We start from the raw sequence: 19,874 nt of genomic DNA on the forward strand, positions 1-19,874 counted from the left end.
CGTTAACGCGCGAGGGTGATAAACCCTGAAGGCCAAAACACGGCAGCGATCCTAATCTGCAGTAGCGGTGCCATTCGCCAGTTCATCCATGTCATCGAAATCGACTCTTCGCTGAGCTTCAACCAACATCGCCTGCGAAGCCGTGCGTGCCAATTCTTGGATTTTTGTAAGATTGGTGTTTTCTAAGGAACCTTCACACTCATTCGGAAGCAATGCTCGCATTTGGCTCATCCAATTTGCAGGCGCGTCTTCAAGCGATGTGAAAGTCGCAAACTTCTGAAAACAATCAGTCAAGCGCTCTCCTTCGCTCAACACGGCGGAAATCTTGACAACCGTGCCTTTGGACCATGGCGTCGCAGCCTTGGATACTTGCGCGCTGAAATCCCCGATCGCCTGCAAAATCGGGCGAGCCTTACGCGCCGCTTCCATGTAATCGTTATCCGTTTTCGCGGCGTATGATCCGGGATCTTTGACCCAGTCGGGCATGTCGATCCGCACACGATCATACCGATCGTAAAATTGCGACATAGCAAACGAGAAATCAGCCGAAGACTGCCAGCGAGCTTGATACAACGCCGCCTCGAATGGCACCCTCGACTGAGAGCAGGAAACGCCGAGCGCGGCGAATGCCGCCAAAGCGCTGGCAATCGCAGCAATCGTCGCTGCGCGTTCCGCCGTCAGCCAAGTCATGGTTGTAAGCTTAATGCCCATGGCCGAAGATTGCACACGAAACGAGGCGGTTACAATCCGTTGTCTTCCGCTTCACGCCCGACTCAACTATCGACGCTCGTCCAAACGCGCCCACCCCAAATGCAGAAAAGCCCGACCTCTTGCGAGGCCGGGCTTTCCGCTCAGTCCGTGAGGACCAATCTTACTTGGTGATGCCCGAGACGATGCCCGAACCGACCGTGCGGCCACCCTCGCGGATGGTGAAGCGCTGGCCGACGTCCATAGCGATCGGCGCGATCAGCTTCACGCCCAGCGCGACGTTGTCGCCCGGCATGACCATTTCGGTGCCGGCCGGCAGCTCGACGGTGCCGGTCACGTCCGTGGTGCGGAAGTAGAACTGCGGACGATAGTTCGCGAAGAACGGCGTGTGACGGCCGCCTTCGTCCTTCGACAGGACGTACACTTCCGACGCGAAGTCGGTGTGCGGCGTGATCGAACCCGGCTTGGCCAGAACCTGGCCACGCTCAACCTCTTCACGGCCAACGCCGCGGATGAGCGCGCCGATATTGTCGCCGGCCTGGCCCTGGTCGAGCAGCTTGCGGAACATTTCGACGCCCGTGACGGTGGTCTTGCGGACGGTCGGTTGGATGCCGACGATCTCGACTTCCTCACCGACCTTGACGACGCCGGTCTCGACGCGGCCGGTCACGACGGTGCCGCGGCCCGAGATCGAGAACACGTCTTCGATCGGCATCATGAACGGCTTGTCGAGCGGACGCTCCGGCTGCGGCAGGTATTCGTCCACCGCCTTCATCAGCTCGAGCACGGCGTCCTTGCCGAGCTTGTCGTCGCCGCCGTTCAGCGCGGCGGTGGCCGAGCCCGGGATCACGGGAATGTCGTCGCCTGGGAAGTCGTACGAGCTGAGCAGCTCGCGGATTTCCAGCTCGACCAGCTCGAGGATTTCGGCGTCGTCGACCAGGTCGACCTTGTTCATGAACACGACCATCGCCGGCACGCCGACCTGACGGGCGAGCAGGATGTGCTCGCGGGTCTGCGGCATCGGGCCGTCGGTCGCCGACACGACCAGGATCGCGCCGTCCATCTGCGCGGCGCCGGTGATCATGTTCTTCACATAGTCGGCGTGGCCCGGGCAATCGACGTGCGCATAGTGGCGGTTCTCGGTCTCATACTCGACGTGCGCGGTCGAGATGGTGATGCCGCGCTCGCGCTCTTCCGGTGCCTTGTCGATGTTGGCGAAGTCGACCGCCGCGTTGCCGGCGACGTTTTCGGCCAGAATCTTGGTGATCGCTGCCGTCAGCGACGTCTTGCCATGGTCGACGTGACCGATGGTGCCGATGTTCATGTGCGGCTTGTTCCGCTCAAACTTTGCCTTCGCCATTTTTTCCTACCTTCTGGGAAATTCGTTTCGTGGGTCCGCCGGGGACCACCGCGAAGGCGGCCCCATAGCGAGAGTTTTTAACTAATGCCAGCCCTGCGCGCCGAAGCGCCTCAGGCCATCTTCGCCTTGACCTCGTCAGCGACGTTCTGCGGCACTTCGTCATAGTGCGAGAACTGCATCGAGTAGCTCGCGCGCCCCTGCGTGAACGACCGCAGCGAGTTCACGTAGCCGAACATGTTGGCCAGCGGCACCATCGCCTCGACGGTCTGCGCGTTGCCGCGGCTGTCGGTGCCCTGAATCTGGCCGCGACGGCTGTTCATGTCGCCGATGACGTCGCCCAGATAGTCTTCCGGAGTGACGACCTCGACCTTCATGACCGGCTCGAGCAACGTGATCCCGGCCTTCTGCGCACCTTCGCGCATCGCGCCGCGGGCACAGATTTCGAACGCGAGCGCCGACGAGTCGACGTCGTGATACTTGCCGTCGATCAGGTGCACTTCGAAGTCGATGATCGGGAAGCCGATCAGCGATCCGGTCTCGGCGGTCTCACGGAAGCCCTTCTCCACCGCCGGGATGTACTCGCGGGGGATGTTGCCGCCCTTGATCTCGTCGAAGAACTGGAAGCCCGAACCGCGCTCGCCCGGCTTCAGCTGCACCTTCACTTCGCCGAACTGGCCCGAGCCGCCCGACTGCTTCTTGTGGGTGTAGGTCAGCTCGACCGGCTTCTTGAGGTATTCGCGATACGCCACCTGCGGCGCGCCGACGTTCGCCTCGACCTTGAACTCGCGCTTCATGCGATCGACCAGGATCTCGAGGTGGAGTTCGCCCATCCCCTTGATGATGGTCTGGCCCGATTCGTGATCGGTCGACACTCGGAACGAGGGGTCCTCGGCGGCCAGGCGGTTGAGCGCGATGCCCATCTTTTCCTGGTCGGCCTTGGTCTTCGGCTCCACCGACAGCTCGATGACGGGTTCCGGGAACTCCATCCGCTCGAGGATGATCGGGTGTGCCGGATCGCAGAGTGTATCGCCGGTCGTGGTCTCCTTGAGACCCGCGATCGCGACGATGTCGCCGGCGCGCGCTTCCTCGATGTCCTCACGCGAGTTCGCATGCATGAGGAGCATACGGCCGATCTTTTCCTTCTTGTCCTTCACCGAGTTCAGGTAGCCGCCCTTGACGAGGACACCCGAATAGATGCGCGCGAAGGTCAGCGAACCGACGAACGGGTCGTTCATGATCTTGAACGCCAGCGCCGAGAACGGCGCGTCGTCCGACGACGGACGCTCGTCCGGCGTCGTGCCGTCGAGCTTCACACCGTTGATCGCCGGGACGTCTAGCGGGCTCGGCAGGTAATCGACCACGGCGTCGAGCAGGGGCTGCACACCCTTGTTCTTGAACGCCGAGCCGCAAACCACCGGCACGAACGACATGTTGAGCGTGCCCTTGCGGATCAGCTTCTTGAGGGTCGCGCTGTCGGGCTCGTTGCCCTCCAGATACGCTTCCATCGCGTCATCGTCCTGCTCGACGGCGAGTTCGATCAGTTGGTTGCGATAGTCGGCAGCCTTTTCCTTCAGGTCATCCGGGATGTCCTGATATTCGAACTTCGCGCCCAGCGACTCTTCGAGCCAGATGATCGCACGGTTCTCCACCAGGTCGACCAGACCCTTGAACCCGCCCTCAATGCCGATCGGGAGATACAGCACCGCCGGCTTGGCGCCGAGCCGCTCGACGATCGAATCGACGCAGTAATAGAAATCGGCCCCGGTGCGATCGAGCTTGTTGACGAAGCACATCCGCGGAACCTTGTACTTGTCCGCCTGACGCCACACCGTCTCGGATTGCGGCTCGACGCCCGCGACGCCGTCAAAGCACGCGACAGCGCCGTCGAGCACGCGCAGCGAACGCTCGACTTCGATCGTGAAGTCGACGTGGCCCGGCGTGTCGATGATGTTGATCAGGTGCTCTTCGCCCTTGCCGTCCTCGGCCTTCCACTTGCAAGTAGTAGCCGCCGACGTGATCGTGATCCCGCGCTCCTGCTCCTGCTCCATCCAGTCCATCGTAGCGGTGCCTTCATGCACTTCGCCGATCTTGTAGGACTTGCCGGTGTAATACAGGATGCGCTCGGTCGTCGTCGTCTTGCCGGCATCGATGTGAGCCATGATGCCGATATTGCGATAGCGTTCGAGCGGATGGCTGCGGGCCATGACGTGCTTTCCTTAGCGATGTGGGAGGCCGGACAATCCGACCTCCCGTATGTAGGTAATTTTATTACCGATGCTAGACCGCCACGAGGACGGTCGAGCGATTACCAGCGGTAGTGCGAGAACGCGCGGTTCGCTTCCGCCATGCGGTGCGTGTCTTCGCGCTTCTTCACCGCGTTACCGCGATTGTTCGACGCATCGAGCAGTTCGCCCGACAGACGCGCCGACATGGTGTTCTCGCTGCGCGCACGTGCGGCGGAGATCAGCCAGCGAATCGCCAGCGCCTGGGCGCGCTCCGGGCGCACTTCGACCGGAACCTGGTACGTCGCACCGCCGACGCGGCGCGAACGGACTTCGATGCCCGGCTTGATGTTGTTCAGCGCATCATGGAACACGCCGAGCGGATCCTTCTTGGCGCGAGTCTCGACGGTTTCCATCGCCGAATAGACGATGCCTTCCGCGACCGACTTCTTGCCGTCCAGCATGACGCTGTTCATGAATTTCGACAGAACCTCATCACCAAACTTGGGATCAGGCAGGATTTCCCGCTTCTCGGGACGACGACGACGAGCCATGCTCTATATTCCTTCTAAAACCGAGTAGCTTACTTCGGACGCTTCGCGCCGTACTTCGAACGGCTCTGCTTGCGATCCTTGACACCCTGCGTGTCGAGCACGCCGCGCAGCACGTGGTAGCGCACACCGGGAAGGTCGCGCACACGGCCGCCACGGATCAGGACCACCGAGTGCTCCTGAAGGTTGTGTCCCTCGCCGGGGATGTAGCTGATGACTTCGCGCTGGTTGGTCAGGCGAACCTTCGCCACCTTGCGCAGAGCCGAGTTCGGCTTCTTCGGGGTCGTCGTATAGACACGGGTGCAGACGCCGCGCTTCTGCGGGTTCTGCTCCATCGCAGGGACCTTCGACTTGGCCTTCTGCGGGTCGCGGCCCTTGCGGACCAGCTGGTTGATCGTTGGCATGAAGCCCTTCACCTTTTGCGTTACCCGAAAACCGGGCGGTTACTTTGCCGGGAGCCTTTGGAAAAAACGAAAAGGGTCGTTGGGCGCCTCTCGGCACGTCCCATGACCCACGTCTTCCGGCAGCGTTCAGCTCTACCCGGCAGACGAAAGTGCCTGTCGAGCGGGCGCGCCTATAGAACGGTAGTCGGAAACGGTCAACGGGGGTGTGGGCCGTGGGCGACAGGCTCTTAGGCGCCGCGCGCCCTCGCCTCGCCAGCCAATGACAACGGTCTGCCGCTAAACTCCCCGCGTCATTTTCGGCCCGGCGTCTCTCACTGATAGGATCGCGCGCGAATCGGGGAACCGCAACTGGGGGCCTTCCATGTTCAACAAGCGTGCCGGCGCAACCACGCCTTCTACCCATCCCGCGGCCAAGCGCGCCGCTCCCGGCGGCTTTTCGGTCATCGGACCCGACGTTCTGATAACTGGCAACGTGCAGGCGACTGCCGACCTGCATATCGAGGGTCGGATCCAGGGCGACCTGAACTGTGGCAACCTGGTGCTCGGCCCCGACGCCGTGGTGAACGGCCAGGTCCGCGCCGAAACAGCGCGTATCGGCGGCACGATCGAAGGATCGGTCGCGATCCGCCAGCTAATCGTCGAGTCGGGCGCCCGGATCACCGGCGACGTCGAATATGAAAGCGTATCGCTCGAAAACGGCGCGCAGATCGACGGCCGCATGAAGCACACCACCGCCAGGCCGACTGAACTCAAGGTTGTCGATACCGCAAGCGGCCAAGCCGCCTGACTACCGCGGCCGCGGCTGCCTAGGCGACCTCCAAATCTGGCGCAGACGGCGCTCGGCCCCACACCCTACCGCTCAACGGCAGGGCGGCAGCGCCACCTTTTCGCGCGCCGCCCCGGAAACGGTGTAGATCCGTTCGGCCGGAAACTTAACCCGCAGACCGGTCCTGGGCAGGTCGAAGTCATAGACCCCGCCCTTCAGCTCCGCCATCCGCCCGCCGCACACCGGCTTGCCCAGCGCCGCGAAGCCGACCGCCAGCCCCTCGCCCATGCTCCCCGTCCAGCGCCCCGCGCGCACGCTGACCGGGCCGGGATGATATTTGCCGCGGCGCGGCAGGACATATTCGACCCATTGCCGCTTGATCCCGGTCTCGCGTTCTTCGGACGGCAATTGGTGCATCTGATACGGCATCGGCCTGGTGACGAACCAGCCCATCACCGCCCGCGCGATCGCGGTCGTGCCGCCGGAGGGAACGTCGCTCACGTCGATCATCACCGGCGCCTTCGCCGGCACCTTGGCCATCGCCGCGTCGAACGCCTTGATCGTATCGAGGTCGCCGATCGAATTGTTGAAGCGGATCGTCGTCACGCCCTTCGCGCTCGTCACTGTCAGCGCGGGACGATCGGGCTGGTCTTTGTAGAGGCTGTCCATCGTCAGCGTGCGCTCGCCGGCGGGCCCGGCGAAGGTCAGCACACGCGCACGATCCCGCCGCCCCGCCGCGATGACGCGCGCGGCGTAGGGCGCGCGCTCGCCGACCGGCCGCAGCCCCATCCGCGACCAAAATGCAGCGACCGCGACGTCGATCGGCTGCCCGTCGGCTTTCACCAGCCGCTCGCCCGCGCGCACGCCGGCCCGCGCCGCGATGCTGCCGTCCTTGACCGCGTCGACGATGTACGTGTCGCCCTTCTTGACGACCCAGATATCGGCATAACTGGGCACGATCGCCCAATCGTCCTTGAATGACGCGCCGGTCAGCGCATGATGATCGGCCAGCGCCGCGATCATGTCCTCGGCATAATGGAGCAGCGAATCGCGGTCGCGCACCGCGTCGCGCTCGGCATTGAGTTGCGGCGAGGACGGCACCACGCCGCCCGGCAGGTCGTCCATGTACGCGTAATTGTCGCGGATCAGCCCTTCGAGGGCCCGTGCGTCCGACGCATAATCATCGGCGCTGAATTTGTCCGCCGGCGCCGCGCCGACCAACAGCAGTATCGGCGCGAGCATCAGATATTTGAGCACGACGAACCCTCCCCTGGCGTCATTCCCCACTAAATGTGAATCACCCGCCCATAGGCCGCGAGCACGCTTTCGTGCATCGTCTCGCTGATCGTCGGGTGCGGGAAAACGGTTTCCATCAGTTCGGCCTCGGTCGTCTCCAGCGTCTTGCCGACGACATAGCCCTGGATCATCTCGGTCACTTCGGCGCCGATCATGTGCGCGCCGAGCAACTCGCCCGTCCTGGCGTCGAAGATCGTCTTCACGAAGCCCTCCGGTTCCCCCAGCGCGATCGCCTTGCCATTGCCGATGAACGGGAAGGTGCCGACCTTGAGCTCGTAACCCGCTTCCTTCGCCTTCGCCTCGGTCAGGCCCACGCTCGCGATCTGCGGGTGGCAGTAAGTGCAGCCGGGAATGTTGCGCGGGTCCATCGCGTGCGGATGCAGGCCCGCGATCGCCTCGGCCGCGATCACGCCCTCATGGCTCGCCTTGTGCGCCAGCCAAGGCGGCGCGGTGATGTCGCCGATCGCATAGACGCCCTTCACGTTGGTCTGACAGTCGGGACCGGTCTTCAGGAACCCGCGGTCGGTTTCGATCCCAAGCGCCTCCAGCCCGATATTCTCGGTATTGGGCACGATGCCGATCGCGACGATGACGTGGCTGAATTCGGTCGTGGTCGCCTTGCCGTCCTTGTCCTTGATCGTCGCCTTCACGCCCGACGCGCCGACCTCGAGCTTGTCGACCCCGGCCTTGGTCATGATCGTCATGCCCTGCTTCTTCAGCGCCTTTTCGAGGTGCGCGGAGACATCGACATCCTCGACGGGCACGATCCGGTCGAGCATCTCGACCACCGTCACTTCCGCGCCCATGTCGCGGTAGAAGCTCGCAAACTCGATTCCGATCGCGCCCGATCCGATCACCAGCAGCTTGGTCGGCATTTCCGGCGGCACCATCGCATGGCGATAGGTCCAGATGCGCTTGCCGTCGGCGGGCGTGCCCGGAAGGTCGCGCGCCCGCGCGCCGGTCGCGAGGATGATGTTCTTCGCGGTCAGGACGTCCTTGCCCTTGTCGCCGGTCACTTCGAGCTTGCCGCCACCGAGCAGCTTGCCGGTGCCCATGTGCACCGCGATCTTGTTCTTCTTCATCAGGTGCGTGACGCCCTGATTGAGCTGCTTGGCGACCCCGCGCGACCGCTTCACCACCGCGTCGAGATCGGCCGAGATCTTCTCCGCGACCAGCCCGTAATCCTTGGCGTGCTGCATGAAATGATAGATTTCCGCCGAGCGCAGCAGCGCCTTCGTGGGAATGCACCCCCAGTTGAGGCAGATCCCGCCGAGCAGTTCGCGCTCGACGATCGCGGTCTTCAGCCCGAGCTGCGCCGCCCGGATCGCCGCGACATAGCCGCCGGGCCCGGAGCCGAGAACGATGAGGTCGTAAGTGTCAGCCACTGGAGAGGTGTCCTTGCTGGATTCGAACGGAAATATGGGGACGCTCGCTCACCGCTCCATCCCCACGAACACGAAATTGCCCTCGGCGACCTTGGCGACCGCCTCGCCGTGCCGGTCGCGCTTCCACGCCTGGGTCGCGACGGTCATCGAGGTATTGCCCTGGCGCGCCACCTCGGCCCAGACCGACAGTTCATCGCCGATCGCCGCCGGCGCGGTGAATTTGAAGTCATCGGCGGCGACCACCGGCGCGCGCTTGCCGGTCAGCCGTGACGCGAGGCTCCCCCCAGCCAGCGCCATCTGGCCGAACAGCCAGCCGACGAATGCGGTGCCATAGGGATTGGCGTCGGCCGCCATTACCGTCACGCGGATTTCGGGCATGCGGTCTGGCGGACCGGCGGGCGGCGCGTCGCTCATTCCGCCGCCGCGTCCTCGGTCACAGGGCGCGGCTTGCGGTCCTCGTCGATCGCGACAAACGTGAAGCGCGCCTGCGTCACCTTGCGCGGATCGTCGCGGTGGCGATCCCGAGCCCAGGTCTGGACATCGATCGTCATCGAGGTGCGGCCGACCTTCACGAGTTCGGCATAGACCGACACCTCGTCCCCTATATGCACCGGCGCGTGGAACTGCATCCCGTCCATCGCGATCGTGACCGCGCGGCCATGCGAGTGGCGCGCCGCGATCAAGCCCGCGGCGGAATCCATCAGGCTCATCAGCCAGCCGCCGAAAATGTCGCCATACGCATTGGCGTCGGCGGGCATCGCCGTCACGCGGATCGACGGCTCGCGGTTCGGCGGAGCGTCAGTCATCGCGGCGCTGCACGGCGCTCAACTTGTCGATCCGCCACGAATCCCAGAACGGCTTGAACCCCAGCGCCAAGACGATCGCGATCGACGCCCAGCCGATCGGCCAGATCGTGTGCGCACCCTGCGGATAGCTCCACGCCGAACCCCAGGTGATCAGATACGTCACCCCGGCGCTGGCAAGCATGTAGCAGAATTCAGCGATCGTCCGCCAAGACATCGCTCAGGCCAGCATGCCCAGCGGGTTTTCGATCAGCGCCTTGAACGCCTGCATCAACTCGGCGCCGTCGGCCCCGTCGATCGCCCGGTGATCGAAGCTGCCGGTCGCCGACATGATCGTCGCGACGGCCAGCGCATCATCGATGACGTACGGCCGCTTCTCGCCCGCGCCGATCGCCATGATCATGCCCTGCGGCGGGTTGATGACCGCCTCGAACTGCTTGATCCCGAACATGCCCATGTTCGACAGTGACGCTGTGCCGCCCTGATATTCATGCGGCGCTAGCTTGTTGTCACGTGCGCGTGCCGCCAAGTCTTTCATCTCGGTCGAGATCGCCGCGACACCCTTGTTGTTGGCGTCGGCGATGATCGGCGTGATCAGGCCCGACGGCGTCGACACCGCGACCGAAATATCGGCGCGGCTGAACGAAATGAGCTGGTCGGGCGTAAACATCACGTTGCACTTCGGCACCTGGATCAGGCTGACCGCCAGCGCCTTGATGATCAGGTCGTTGACCGACAGCTTCACGCCGCGCGCCTCAAGGCTCTTGTTGAGGTCACCGCGCAGCTTGAGCAGCGCGTCGAGCCGGATGTCCACCGTCAGGTAGATGTGCGGAACCGTTTGCTTCGATTCGGTCAAGCGGCGCGCGATCGTCTTGCGCACGTTCGACAGCTTGGTGGCTTCGTGCGGGATGTCCGGGATCGCCGCGGGCTTCGTGGGGGTGACCGGAGCCGGAGCCTGGCCCACCGACGTCGTGCCGGCCTGGGCCGGCGCGGCACCGGGCTTGGCACCCTCGACGTCGGCCTTGACGATCCGGCCGTTGGGACCCGATCCGCTCAGCGCCGAAATCTCGACGCCCTTTTCGGCGGCAAGACGGCGCGCGAGCGGCGAGGCCTTCACGCGGTCGCCCGACGCCGCGGATGCTGAAGCCGGGACTTGAGCAGGCGCAGGCGGAGGAGCCTGTTTTGCCTCTTCCTTCGGCGCTTCGGTCTTGGATTCTTCCTTCTTCGGCGCAGGCGCGGCCTTCGCGGCGGAAGCGTCCTCGCCCTCGCCCGCCAGGATAGCGATCACCGCGCCGACCTTCACGTTGTCGGTGCCCTCGGGCACGACGATCTCGGCGATTACGCCCTCGTCGACCGCCTCGAACTCCATCGTCGCCTTGTCGGTCTCGATCTCGGCCATCAGATCGCCCGACTTGACCGTGTCGCCCGCCTTGACCAGCCACTTGGCCAGCGTCCCTTCCTCCATCGTCGGGGACAGCGCAGGCATCTTGATCTCGATCGGCATCCTTCGTCCTTTTGGCGATCGTCCCGGGGAGGCGGACTGTTGGCGACCGCTTTCGCGCCGCGACCGGTTCGGGTCAAGACCGGGACGCTTGCGCAGGGGCCGGTTCCGTCCCACGTATCGCCTGAGCGAGAGGGTCCAACGCGATGCGCATCTATCTGGTCGTAATCGACGATACACCGGAGGCCGAAGTGGCGCTGCGTTTCGCGGCGCGGCGCGCGGTCAAGACCGGCGGCGGCGTGGAAATCCTGGCGCTGATGCCGCCACAGGAATTCATCGCCTTCGGCGGCGTCCAGGCAACGATCGAGGAAGAAGCGCGCCAACATGCCGAGGCGCTGGTCGCGGGCGCGGCGGGCACGCTGTTCGAGGAATCGGGGCTGAAGCCCGGCATCACCGTCCGGGAAGGCGACGGCCCGAAGATCATTCTGGAGATGATCGACAACAATCCCGACATCGCCGCTCTGGTGCTGGCGGCGGCGGCAAGCGGTGCGCCCGGCCCTTTGATCGCTCACTTCGCGGGCGCCGATGCCGGCAAGCTGAGCGTGCCGCTGATGATCGTGCCGGGCAGCCTGGACCGCGAGGCGATCGATCGACTGAGCTGAATTCCGCTATACTATTGCCTCGGCCCGCCCCGACAGCAAACCGCCCGCCGCCAAGGGAGAGGCGACGGGCGGTTCCCCCCTTCAAGGGAGAAGGCTTAGCTGCCGCGGATCGGGGCCGGGGCGCAGGTGCAGCGCGGCTTGGGCCGGGGCTTCCACGTGCGCTTGACGATCTTGCGATACACCCGCTTCGGCGCGACGTAGGTGCGTTCCTCGATATATTCGGTGACGGTCGTCGTGGTCGTAACCGCGCCCGGCATCGTCACCGTCACCACCGAACCCGGCGACACGTAATAGCTCTCGCCATAGGCGATGCGCGGCATCGGGCCGGCCGGATACCCGCCGCCATAAACCCCGCCGGTCGTGTAGGTGTAGGTCGTGGTCGACGATGACGAACCGCCATAGCCAGGCGCGGGATAAGGCGCGCCATAGGCGGGGCCAGGTCCGCCCGGCGGCGGGGGCGGATAGGCACCATAACCGCCGGCGCCGGCATAATCCTCATCATAGGCGTAGCCGCCCTGATACCGGTCCCAATCGACGCTGCCGATCGTATCGTAAACGACGCCGTTGCCGTCGATCAGCACGGCATCATTGTAATAGCGGCTCCAGCGATAACCCGCGGGCGGCGCGCCCAGGCCGAACGCCTGCCAGTCGTTGATGACGTAGTAGGGCGAGAGCCAATAGCCGGGCAGCCGCTTGCCGCGCTTGAGCCGCACATAGCCGTTCCAGCCGCCGGGCGCCTGCACCCCTGCCCACCAGTAGCCACCGATGCGACCGCCCCAGCGGCTGCGGCCGTTCCACTGCCCGCGATTGCCGCCCCGCCACTGTCCGCCGGTCCAGCCGCCGGGATTGGGCCGCGGCATCGGCTGCCCCTGCGGCGGCACAGGCACGGGGTTGGGCATCGGCATCGTTCGCTGGCCGCCCTGGGGCCCGAGTCGCTGCGCTTCGGCGGCAGTTCCGCTGAATGCCATTGTGGCCACAACCGCAGCAATCACGAGGCTTCGCATGGTTAACACTCCCTGTTTCCCGCGCTGGCCGTTAACCACGACTGCTCGGTTCTTCATGGGCAGTGTTACCAAAAGTCGCAGTTTTCCGCCAGTTTCGGGGCGGATCGAATCACGTCCCGATCTGGATCAGGATTCAGCCCTTAACCCTTTTGCTTAGGATTTTGGCGATCGCTTCGATTCCCGCGGCGTCCTCGACGTCGAACCGCGCGGGTTTCGGACTATCGAGATCGATCACTGCGATGACGCGCTCACCGTCGATGATCGGCACGACTAGTTCCGACCGGCTGGCCGCGTCGCAGGCGATGTGGCCGGGAAAGGCGTGGACGTCCTCCACCACTTGAGCCTCGCGCGTCGCGGCCGCCGCGCCGCACACACCCTTCCCGATCGGGATACGAATGCACGCCGCCTTGCCCATGAACGGGCCAAGCACGAGTTCATCGCTTACATTGCGATAGAAGCCCGCCCAATTGAGGTCGGGCAGATACTCCCACAGGATCGCCGCCGCGTTGGCCATGTTGGCGACAGCATCCGGCTCGTCCGCGGTGATCGCGTCGATCGCCGACAGCACGTCGCGATAGAGAGCGGGTTTGGAATCGGTGGCGACTTCAAAGGCGTACATTCATTTCCTTCCGTCATCCTGAACTTGCTTCAGGATCCATCGTGCAGCGGCCGACGCCATATGTGAGGCGCGGTGGATGCCGCAACTAGTCCGGCATAACGGACGGCCTCAGTCGAGCCGCACCTTCCCCCGCCCCGCCTTCACCGAACTCCGCCCCTTCTTCTCGTCCACGCGCCGCGCCTTGGCAGCCTTGCTCGGCTTGGTCGGGCGACGCTTCTTCGGCACGATCGTCGCTTCGCGAATCAAGTCGAGCAGCCGGTCGCGCACTTCCTGACGGTTGAGCAACTGCGACCGTGCGCCTTCGCTACGCAGAACCAGCACGCCCTCGTTCGTCATCCGTGATCCGGCCAGCAGCGCTAGCCTCACCTTCACCGCCTCCGGCAGATTGATCGATGCGGCGACGTCGAAGCGCAGGATCACCGCGCTGTCGGTCGTATTGACGTGCTGACCGCCGGCCCCGCCCGATCGCGTGAAGCTTTCCTCCAACTCCTCACTATCGATACTGATCGAGCGTGTGACGGGAATCCGCGGCATGGGTCGCCCTATGAGTCCCCGAAGCCGGCCTTCGCGAACCGGTCCGGCAACGGCGCGGTCGCGGCGATTTCGTCTTTGCCTTCGCGCGGTACGACCAATTCGGCCGCGTGGAGCAGCATCCCCAGCGGGCCAGCCTTGCCATATACGGGGTCGCCGACCACCGCCGCGCCCAGCCCCTCGATCGCGTGGACGCGGATCTGGTGCGTCCGCCCGGTCTCGGGCCGGAACTCGACGAGCGTACGCCCGTCCTGCACGCGCAGCGACTTCCACGCCGTCCGCGCCGCCTTGCCCTTGGGGTCGCCGGTCATCCGCCAGCCTTTCTCGCGCGACGATACCTTGGCGAGCGGCAAGTCGATCACCCCTTCCCCTTCGACCACGCCTTCGAGCACCGCGATATAGCGCTTCTTCACCAGATTCTGCTCGAACGCTTGCTGGAACCGCGCATGCGCCTTCGGATTGCGCGACAGCAGCAGGCACCCCGACGTGTCCTGATCGAGCCGATGCACCGCCATCGGCCAGCGCTTGAAGCCAAAGGTCAGGCTGTCGAGATGGTTCTCCAGGCTGATCGCGCCGTTGCGCGGGCGATCGACCGGCAAGCCCGCAGGCTTGTCGATGACCAGCGCTTCGCCGTCGAGAAACAACACTTTGTCCGCAAGCATGACCCACCCCTTGCCACTCCGCGCGCCGCTATGCCAGTGACCGTCGCGCTTTGTCGGGAGCGTGTGGATGCGAGTGCGGTGGCTGGCGTGGGTGTTGATGGTGCTGCCAACTGTCGCGATGGCGCTCACCCCGGTCACGCTTTGCCCCGGTCAGACCGTCGAGCCGATGGCCGATGGCCGAATGCTCGGCCACTTGCCCTATGCCGAGGCAAACCCAGCCGATCTCGTCACGATCCCCGGCGATTTCGGAGTCGGTAGGCCGTGCGTCATGCACAGGGATGCCGCCGCCGCGATGGTGCAGTTGCTCGCCGCCGCCGATCTCCAGCCAGCCGTAAAGGGCAAGCTGCGCGGAATTTCCTGCTTCCGTACGATCGAGCGTCAGCGCCAGATCTTCTGCAGCCAGATCGGCCCCAAGAAACGCTGCGCCAATGCCGCGGAGCGCGCCAAATCCTCCGGCCCGCCGGGGTATAGCGAGCACGCCACCGGCTATGCGCTCGACTTCGCCATCCGCCCGCTGACCAAGGGGTGCGGCGACGTCAGTGACTGCATCGCGCGCACGCCGCCGGGAAAATGGCTCTTGCAGCATGCGCCGGAATTCGGCTTCGAATTGTCCTTCCCGGCGGGCAATGCACAGGGCGTGACGTGGGAACCGTGGCACTGGCGCTGGGTCGGCACCAGCGCGACCGCGCCAGGTGCGTCCGCGGCGCGCGCGCTGTTCACGACTGCTCGTACACGCTTTCCCGCGCAACCTGCCGTCCGCGACGTGACTCTGCCGCCCGAGTGGCAGAAGGCGATTGCGCCCTCGCCGGTGCCAACACCCGGCCCCACGCCAGCCTGGCCGAAATAGAAAAGGGCCCGAGCCGACTGGCCCGGGCCCTGCCCCGCAAACGGGTAAAGCTCCTCAGTAGGTGCCCGAGAAGCTGCGGTTAAGGATGCGACCCTGAGCATCCTGATCACGATCGGTGTTGCCGTCACCGAAAAACGCGCCACGCTCCTCGTCGCGCCAATGAGCCTTGGCTTCTTCGGCGGTTTTGCGCACGGTCACCTTGTCATCGACGCTTTGGATCCATCGCGAGGGAATCGAATGGTGCCGCCCGCCAGCGTCGGGATCGCTCTTGGTAAGGATGATGCGGTCGCCGCGTACTTTATCCACGGTGCCGATATGTTCACCGTCGGATCCGACCACATCCATATGTTCCGTGACGCGGCTCAACGACGTCCGCTGGCCCTGTCGTTCGGTACGCCACGATCCGAACTCGTTGGAGAACCTCTGCTGATTCTCGCGGCGATATTCGTCATAGTCGCGGTCCAACGCGGCGATCTGGCCCGATCGCCACGTGTCGTAATCGCGATCTCGCGAATATTGCGCGTCAAGCTCGCGGCGGCGTTCCGCCTCGTCGTCGCCGAACCACGAACGGACTTCATCGCCCGCGCGATCGAAGAAACCGCGGTTTCGATAGTCGTAGCCCTGAGGTTCACGACCATACGTGCGGTTGCCGCCATACCCGCCGCCACTGAAACCACCATAGCTCCGGTCGCGGCCATATTCGCGGTTACCGCCATAGCTCGACCCGTACGAGATCGAATTGTAATCGTTATACCCGGGCTCGGTGGCGCCTCGGCGATAGTCATCGCCGTATTGGCCGCCGCGGTCCGCGAATTCCTGCGAACGGTTGCGGCTGTAATAGCCCCGCTCGCCATGATCGTCGCGACCATAGCCGGGGTTGCTGCCGGCGCCGTAATCGCGCGCTGCTGCCTCTTCGTCATCGCGATTGAAACGGCTGCCACGCCAATCGTCTTGTGATCGTCCGCGCGGATAACGTTCATAGCCCATCGAAACGGCTCCTATCTCCTGGTTGGGAAGGCGGCGCGGCCAAGGGGAAGACCGCGTCCGCCCAAACCAGAAACGGCGAGGAATCGGGCCTAGTTCCGCCAATTCGTCGCAACTTGACGCAGGTTAGCTACTCTCCGCGGCGGCGCGGCGTGAGATGGGGCAGAAGCGCGGCGAAGCGCGTGTTGCAAAGGCCGGAAATGGTCGTTAGAGGCCACCGCTCCCGACGGCCAAAGCCGCCTTCGGGGGTGGAGCGGGGCTGTAGCTCAGATGGGAGAGCGCTGCAATCGCACTGCAGAGGTCAGGGGTTCGATTCCCCTCAGCTCCACCAACCTCCCTGGCCGATAATCGTCATGTTGCCGGGGCCAGCTTATCCTGAGTCTTGGTCTCGAAATCGCTGGCGTCGTGGCGTTCCCACAACTGGGTTTCTGGCTCGCCCATCACCTTGTTGACCATGCGTCCGCGCTGCACGGCGGGTCGGGCAAAGATCTGGTCGGTCCAGCGGATGACGTTCTTGTATTCGTGCGCCGACAGGAATTCGGCGGCGTCGCCATACGCCAGCCCCTTGACTACCGCGCCATACCAAGGCGCGGCCGCGATGTCGGCGATCGTGTAGTCCGGCCCGCCGAGATATTCGCTCTCGGCCAGCCGCCGGTCGAGCACGTCCAACTGGCGCTTCACCTCCATCGCATAGCGATCGATCGCATATTCGATCTTGGTCGGGGCGTAGGCATAGAAATGGCCGAACCCGCCGCCCAGGAACGGCGCAGAGCCCATCTGCCACATCAGCCATGACAGCACTTCGGCGCGCGCCGGATAATCGGGCGGCAGGAACGCGCCGAATTTCTCCGCGAGATAGATCAGGATCGCACCCGATTCGAACACCCGCACCGGCGTGTCGCTGCTGTGATCGACCAGGGCCGGAATCTTCGAATTCGGATTGGCCGCGACGAAGCCGCTGCCGAACTGGTCCCCCTGGTTGATGCGGATCAACCAGGCGTCGTACTCCGCCCCTGCGTGGCCGAGCGCGAGCAGTTCCTCGAGCATTACCGTCACCTTCACCCCGTTGGGCGTGGCGAGCGAGTAGAGTTGCAGCGGATGCTTGCCGACCGGCAATTCCTTGTCGTGGGTCGCGCCAGCGATCGGGCGATTGATATTGGCGAAGGCCCCGCCATTCTCCTTGTTCCAGGTCCAGACCTTGGGCGGCGTATAGTCGGTCATGCGGGTCTCCTCGATCGCTCGCCCGGGAGATAGTAACGCCCCGGCCGTTCGGTAAGCGGAACGAGTTGCGCGCTCGCAAATTTAACGTGAGTGACTTCATCATCTTCGCAACACATCGGTCTTACCGAGCATCGCAACCTGCGCGGCGGGCAGCCGTGCTGGACCGCCGATCAAACCAACCCGCCCGTGCCGGATCCATTGCCCGACAGGGTCGAGATCGCGATCGTAGGCGCGGGCGTCGTCGGCGCAATGCTTGCGGAGCGACTGACCCGCGACGGGCGCGAGGTCTTGCTGCTCGACCGCCGGTCGCCCGCGCATGGCGCAACCGCCGCATCGACCGCGCTCGTGATGTGGGCGCCCGACGTGCCGCTGACACACCTGGCGAAGCAAATCGGCGAGAGCGAAGCGGCACGGCGCTGGTGCCGCGTCCAAACCGCGATGCGCAATCTCGCCTCACACATCGACGCGACCGGAATCGATTGCGCGCGCATCGATCGGCCCGAACTGTATCTTGCGGGCACGCTGCTCGAACAGGAGGGCTTGCACGTGGAGGGCGAAATGCGGCGGGCGCACGGACTTCCCTCGACCTTCCTCGATGCCGAAACGGTCGCCCGGCGGTTCGACATCGCGCCGCGCGCCGCGTTGCTGTCCGACGGCTGTTACGAAGTCGATCCGGTACGGCTAACCCTGGAATTGCTGTCGCGCGCCCGATCGCGCGGCGCGAGGGCGTATTTCCCATGCGATGTCGTCGCGCTCGACGGCACGACGTTGGTCCTGGACGATGGCCGCACGGTGAGGGCCGACCATGTCGTACTCGCCTCGGGGTACGAGTGCGCTCGTCTGTTCCTGCCGCCCGCCTTCACGATAGGGTCGAGCTACGCGATCGCCACCGCGCCCGGCACCGCGCCGCTATGGGGCGGCAATGCGATGATATGGGAAGCGGCCTCCCCCTATCTCTACACCCGCGCCACCGCTGACGGGCGGATCATCGCCGGAGGCGAGGACGAGGATTTCGCCGATGCCGACGCCCGCGACGCGTTGATCGGGCCCAAAAGCGGAACGATCGCCGCGAAGCTCGCCACGATGATCGATGTGCCAGACATCGCGATCGATTGCGCCTGGGCGGCGTCGTTCGGCGGCTCGCCAGACGGTCTCCCCGCGATTGGGCGCGCGGCGAATCACGACGGGTTGTGGCTGGCAAGCGCGTTCGGCGGCAACGGCGTGTCGTTCGCGGCGCTGGCGACCGAGATCATAGCTGGGGAATTGGCGGGCACGCCCGACCCCGACGCCGCGTGCTTCGATCCGTATCGGTTCGGCTAGTCGACCGGCAGCGCCAGTTGATCGGCTTCGTCGAGTGGCACCATCGATGCCAGCGTCACGCCGACCAGCCGGATGCCCGCGCGCAGAGGAAACAGGGTGGCGATCAGTCGCTCCGCCACCGCGATCAGGTCCGCCCTGCTCGCGACCGTACCGCCCAGCGTCTTGCTGCGCGTGACGATGCGGAAATCGGCATAGCGCGCCTTCACGACCACCGTCTTGCCGCTGGTCCGCGTGCGCTCCACCCAATCCCACACTTGGTCCGCCATTCGCCGCACCGCCGCCAGAACCTCATCCGGTGTCGTAAGATCATGCGCGAAGGTTGTCTCCGACCCGGACGATTTGCGCGGGCGGTCGGGCGTCACCTCGCGGTCGTCCTCACCCCGCGCGATCCTGTGATACCACGCGCCAGACTTGCCGAAATGGCTGGTGAGGAAGGAGAAATCACGCGCGCGGAGGTCTGCACCCGTCACGATCCCAAGCCGATTGAGTTTTTCCGCTGTCTTTGGCCCGATGCCGTGAAACCGCCCGACCGGCAGACCCGCAACGAAATCCGCCCCCTGTCCCGGCGGGATGACGAACTGGCCATCGGGCTTGTTCTGGTCGGACGCCAGTTTCGCGAGGAACTTGTTGTACGAAATCCCCGCCGACGCGGTCAGCCGCGTCGCCTCCAGAATCCGCGTCCGTATCTCGCTCGCTGTGGCAGTTGCCGACGGCAAACCCTTGAGATTGTTCGTGACATCCAGATACGCTTCATCGAGCGACAGTGGTTCGACCAGGGGAGTGTAGTCGTGGAATATCTCACGAATCTGGCGGGAGACATGACGATAGACGTCGAACCGGTGCGGCACGAACACCAGGTCGGGGCAACGTCTGAGCGCCACCACGGAGGGCATCGCGGATCGCACGCCGAACTTGCGCGCTTCATAGCTCGCCGCCGCGACTACGCCGCGCCCGCTCGCCGATCCCACCGCCACCGGCCGCCCGCGCAACCCAGGGTCGTCGCGCTGTTCGACCGACGCGAAAAAGGCATCCATGTCGACGTGGATGATCTTGCGGGACACGCCGAAAAGCATGGCCGTTGCCGCCCC

At 64.7% G+C, this 19,874-nt stretch carries 22 protein-coding genes and 1 tRNA gene; 5 read left to right on the forward strand and 18 right to left on the reverse strand.

The genetic code is table 11. The annotated features are described in order from the left end of the window. Positions 1-51 precede the first annotated feature (51 nt). The 5 genes from J0J06_RS07875 to rpsL all read right to left on the reverse strand — a co-directional run bounded on the left by J0J06_RS07875 (position 52) and on the right by rpsL (position 5,245). On the reverse strand, positions 52-711 hold the full coding sequence (locus tag J0J06_RS07875; protein ID WP_294040741.1) for a hypothetical protein: 660 nt from the start codon (positions 709-711) through the stop codon (positions 52-54). A gap of 160 nt (positions 712-871) precedes the next feature. Beyond that, the gene (gene tuf, locus J0J06_RS07880) at positions 872-2,068 is read right to left on the reverse strand and encodes an elongation factor Tu (RefSeq protein ID WP_294040742.1); all 1,197 of its coding nucleotides are present in this window, start codon (positions 2,066-2,068) and stop codon (positions 872-874) included. Between the two features lie 110 nt (positions 2,069-2,178). Then, positions 2,179-4,272: an elongation factor G gene (gene fusA / locus J0J06_RS07885; protein WP_294040743.1), complete on the reverse strand. Its 2,094-nt coding sequence runs from the start codon at positions 4,270-4,272 to the stop codon at positions 2,179-2,181. Between the two features lie 101 nt (positions 4,273-4,373). Then, positions 4,374-4,844, reverse strand: a complete 471-nt coding sequence (gene rpsG, locus J0J06_RS07890) for a 30S ribosomal protein S7 (protein ID WP_146570115.1) — start codon at positions 4,842-4,844, stop codon at positions 4,374-4,376. A 29-nt stretch (positions 4,845-4,873) separates the two neighbouring features. Beyond that, entirely contained in the window at positions 4,874-5,245 is a 372-nt protein-coding gene (gene rpsL, locus J0J06_RS07895) for a 30S ribosomal protein S12 (protein WP_022691828.1), read from the reverse strand. Between the two features lie 361 nt (positions 5,246-5,606). Here rpsL and J0J06_RS07900 point away from each other — a divergent pair, with 361 nt between their 5' ends. Beyond that, entirely contained in the window at positions 5,607-6,032 is a 426-nt protein-coding gene (locus J0J06_RS07900) for a polymer-forming cytoskeletal protein (protein WP_294040744.1), read from the forward strand. Between the two features lie 72 nt (positions 6,033-6,104). Here the strand turns inward: J0J06_RS07900 and J0J06_RS07905 are convergent, their stop codons facing one another. Genes J0J06_RS07905 through J0J06_RS07930 form a run of 6 tightly spaced genes read right to left on the reverse strand, consistent with a single transcriptional unit; the run spans position 6,105 to position 10,999 of the window. After that, the gene (locus J0J06_RS07905) at positions 6,105-7,268 is read right to left on the reverse strand and encodes a PDZ domain-containing protein (RefSeq protein ID WP_294040745.1); all 1,164 of its coding nucleotides are present in this window, start codon (positions 7,266-7,268) and stop codon (positions 6,105-6,107) included. Between the two features lie 29 nt (positions 7,269-7,297). Next, a complete protein-coding gene (gene lpdA / locus J0J06_RS07910) occupies positions 7,298-8,692 on the reverse strand; it encodes a dihydrolipoyl dehydrogenase (RefSeq protein WP_294040746.1) in 1,395 nt (464 codons plus the stop codon). Between the two features lie 48 nt (positions 8,693-8,740). After that, positions 8,741-9,106, reverse strand: coding sequence for a hotdog domain-containing protein (locus J0J06_RS07915; protein ID WP_294040747.1), 366 nt, complete (start codon positions 9,104-9,106; stop codon positions 8,741-8,743). Next, positions 9,103-9,498, reverse strand: coding sequence for an acyl-CoA thioesterase (locus J0J06_RS07920; RefSeq protein ID WP_294040748.1), 396 nt, complete (start codon positions 9,496-9,498; stop codon positions 9,103-9,105). The genes J0J06_RS07915 and J0J06_RS07920 overlap by 4 nt, the downstream gene beginning before the upstream one ends. After that, on the reverse strand, positions 9,491-9,679 hold the full coding sequence (locus tag J0J06_RS07925; protein ID WP_294040749.1) for a hypothetical protein: 189 nt from the start codon (positions 9,677-9,679) through the stop codon (positions 9,491-9,493). The genes J0J06_RS07920 and J0J06_RS07925 overlap by 8 nt, the downstream gene beginning before the upstream one ends. Positions 9,680-9,715: 36 nt before the next feature. Further along, the gene (locus J0J06_RS07930) at positions 9,716-10,999 is read right to left on the reverse strand and encodes a pyruvate dehydrogenase complex dihydrolipoamide acetyltransferase (protein ID WP_294040750.1); all 1,284 of its coding nucleotides are present in this window, start codon (positions 10,997-10,999) and stop codon (positions 9,716-9,718) included. 143 nt (positions 11,000-11,142) lie between these two features. On the opposite strand from J0J06_RS07930, the gene J0J06_RS07935 reads away from it, so the two are divergent. Continuing rightward, positions 11,143-11,598 (forward strand): universal stress protein, encoded by a 456-nt coding sequence (locus J0J06_RS07935; protein ID WP_294040751.1) that lies wholly within the window; start codon positions 11,143-11,145, stop codon positions 11,596-11,598. Positions 11,599-11,693: 95 nt separating this feature from the next. Here J0J06_RS07935 and J0J06_RS07940 read toward each other — a convergent pair whose 3' ends face one another. From J0J06_RS07940 to J0J06_RS07955, 4 genes are all read right to left on the reverse strand, one after another. Next, a complete protein-coding gene (locus J0J06_RS07940; protein ID WP_294040752.1) occupies positions 11,694-12,503 on the reverse strand; it encodes an RcnB family protein in 810 nt (269 codons plus the stop codon). Between the two features lie 232 nt (positions 12,504-12,735). After that, positions 12,736-13,221 (reverse strand): GAF domain-containing protein, encoded by a 486-nt coding sequence (locus J0J06_RS07945; RefSeq protein ID WP_294040753.1) that lies wholly within the window; start codon positions 13,219-13,221, stop codon positions 12,736-12,738. A 108-nt stretch (positions 13,222-13,329) separates the two neighbouring features. After that, positions 13,330-13,755 (reverse strand): alternative ribosome rescue aminoacyl-tRNA hydrolase ArfB, encoded by a 426-nt coding sequence (gene arfB / locus J0J06_RS07950; protein ID WP_294040754.1) that lies wholly within the window; start codon positions 13,753-13,755, stop codon positions 13,330-13,332. An 8-nt stretch (positions 13,756-13,763) separates the two neighbouring features. Continuing rightward, positions 13,764-14,414, reverse strand: a complete 651-nt coding sequence (locus J0J06_RS07955) for an RluA family pseudouridine synthase (protein WP_294040755.1) — start codon at positions 14,412-14,414, stop codon at positions 13,764-13,766. 67 nt (positions 14,415-14,481) lie between these two features. Between J0J06_RS07955 and J0J06_RS07960 the strand changes: the two genes are divergently transcribed. Then, positions 14,482-15,261 carry a M15 family metallopeptidase gene (locus tag J0J06_RS07960; protein ID WP_294040756.1) on the forward strand — a complete coding sequence of 260 codons (780 nt, stop codon included), beginning with the start codon at positions 14,482-14,484 and terminating at the stop codon, positions 15,259-15,261. A gap of 54 nt (positions 15,262-15,315) precedes the next feature. Here J0J06_RS07960 and J0J06_RS07965 read toward each other — a convergent pair whose 3' ends face one another. After that, on the reverse strand, positions 15,316-16,248 hold the full coding sequence (locus J0J06_RS07965; protein ID WP_294040757.1) for a DUF2171 domain-containing protein: 933 nt from the start codon (positions 16,246-16,248) through the stop codon (positions 15,316-15,318). Between the two features lie 252 nt (positions 16,249-16,500). Between J0J06_RS07965 and J0J06_RS07970 the strand changes: the two genes are divergently transcribed. After that, positions 16,501-16,576 (forward strand) — tRNA-Ala (locus tag J0J06_RS07970). 20 nt (positions 16,577-16,596) lie between these two features. Here J0J06_RS07970 and yghU read toward each other — a convergent pair. Continuing rightward, positions 16,597-17,466, reverse strand: a complete 870-nt coding sequence (gene yghU / locus J0J06_RS07975; protein WP_294040758.1) for a glutathione-dependent disulfide-bond oxidoreductase — start codon at positions 17,464-17,466, stop codon at positions 16,597-16,599. Between the two features lie 90 nt (positions 17,467-17,556). Here yghU and J0J06_RS07980 point away from each other — a divergent pair, with 90 nt between their 5' ends. Continuing rightward, positions 17,557-18,786, forward strand: a complete 1,230-nt coding sequence (locus tag J0J06_RS07980) for an FAD-dependent oxidoreductase (protein WP_294040759.1) — start codon at positions 17,557-17,559, stop codon at positions 18,784-18,786. Here the strand turns inward: J0J06_RS07980 and dinB are convergent. Beyond that, positions 18,783-19,859, reverse strand: coding sequence for a DNA polymerase IV (dinB, locus tag J0J06_RS07985; protein ID WP_294040760.1), 1,077 nt, complete (start codon positions 19,857-19,859; stop codon positions 18,783-18,785). The two genes, J0J06_RS07980 and dinB, sit on opposite strands and share 4 nt — an antisense overlap. Between the last annotated feature and the right edge of the window lie 15 nt (positions 19,860-19,874).

Source organism: Sphingomonas sp. (genome assembly GCF_017304615.1).
Lineage (GTDB): Bacteria > Pseudomonadota > Alphaproteobacteria > Sphingomonadales > Sphingomonadaceae > Sphingomonas.

Bases quoted from the DNA above. Each gene is read 5' to 3' on its own strand.
- J0J06_RS07875 (WP_294040741.1), bottom strand. From the start codon at position 711: ATGGGCATTAAGCTTACAACCATGACTTGGCTGACGGCGGAACGCGCA.
- tuf (WP_294040742.1), bottom strand. From the start codon at position 2,068: ATGGCGAAGGCAAAGTTTGAGCGGAACAAGCCGCACATGAACATCGGC.
- fusA (WP_294040743.1), bottom strand. From the start codon at position 4,272: ATGGCCCGCAGCCATCCGCTCGAACGCTATCGCAATATCGGCATCATG.
- rpsG (WP_146570115.1), bottom strand. From the start codon at position 4,844: ATGGCTCGTCGTCGTCGTCCCGAGAAGCGGGAAATCCTGCCTGATCCC.
- rpsL (WP_022691828.1), bottom strand. From the start codon at position 5,245: ATGCCAACGATCAACCAGCTGGTCCGCAAGGGCCGCGACCCGCAGAAG.
- J0J06_RS07900 (WP_294040744.1), top strand. From the start codon at position 5,607: ATGTTCAACAAGCGTGCCGGCGCAACCACGCCTTCTACCCATCCCGCG.
- J0J06_RS07915 (WP_294040747.1), bottom strand. From the start codon at position 9,106: ATGAGCGACGCGCCGCCCGCCGGTCCGCCAGACCGCATGCCCGAAATC.
- J0J06_RS07920 (WP_294040748.1), bottom strand. From the start codon at position 9,498: ATGACTGACGCTCCGCCGAACCGCGAGCCGTCGATCCGCGTGACGGCG.
- J0J06_RS07925 (WP_294040749.1), bottom strand. From the start codon at position 9,679: ATGCTTGCCAGCGCCGGGGTGACGTATCTGATCACCTGGGGTTCGGCG.
- J0J06_RS07930 (WP_294040750.1), bottom strand. From the start codon at position 10,999: ATGCCGATCGAGATCAAGATGCCTGCGCTGTCCCCGACGATGGAGGAA.
- J0J06_RS07935 (WP_294040751.1), top strand. From the start codon at position 11,143: ATGCGCATCTATCTGGTCGTAATCGACGATACACCGGAGGCCGAAGTG.
- J0J06_RS07940 (WP_294040752.1), bottom strand. From the start codon at position 12,503: ATGCCGATGCCCAACCCCGTGCCTGTGCCGCCGCAGGGGCAGCCGATG.
- J0J06_RS07945 (WP_294040753.1), bottom strand. From the start codon at position 13,221: ATGTACGCCTTTGAAGTCGCCACCGATTCCAAACCCGCTCTCTATCGC.
- arfB (WP_294040754.1), bottom strand. From the start codon at position 13,755: ATGCCGCGGATTCCCGTCACACGCTCGATCAGTATCGATAGTGAGGAG.
- J0J06_RS07955 (WP_294040755.1), bottom strand. From the start codon at position 14,414: ATGCTTGCGGACAAAGTGTTGTTTCTCGACGGCGAAGCGCTGGTCATC.
- J0J06_RS07960 (WP_294040756.1), top strand. From the start codon at position 14,482: ATGCGAGTGCGGTGGCTGGCGTGGGTGTTGATGGTGCTGCCAACTGTC.
- J0J06_RS07965 (WP_294040757.1), bottom strand. From the start codon at position 16,248: ATGGGCTATGAACGTTATCCGCGCGGACGATCACAAGACGATTGGCGT.
- yghU (WP_294040758.1), bottom strand. From the start codon at position 17,466: ATGACCGACTATACGCCGCCCAAGGTCTGGACCTGGAACAAGGAGAAT.
- dinB (WP_294040760.1), bottom strand. From the start codon at position 19,859: ATGCTTTTCGGCGTGTCCCGCAAGATCATCCACGTCGACATGGATGCC.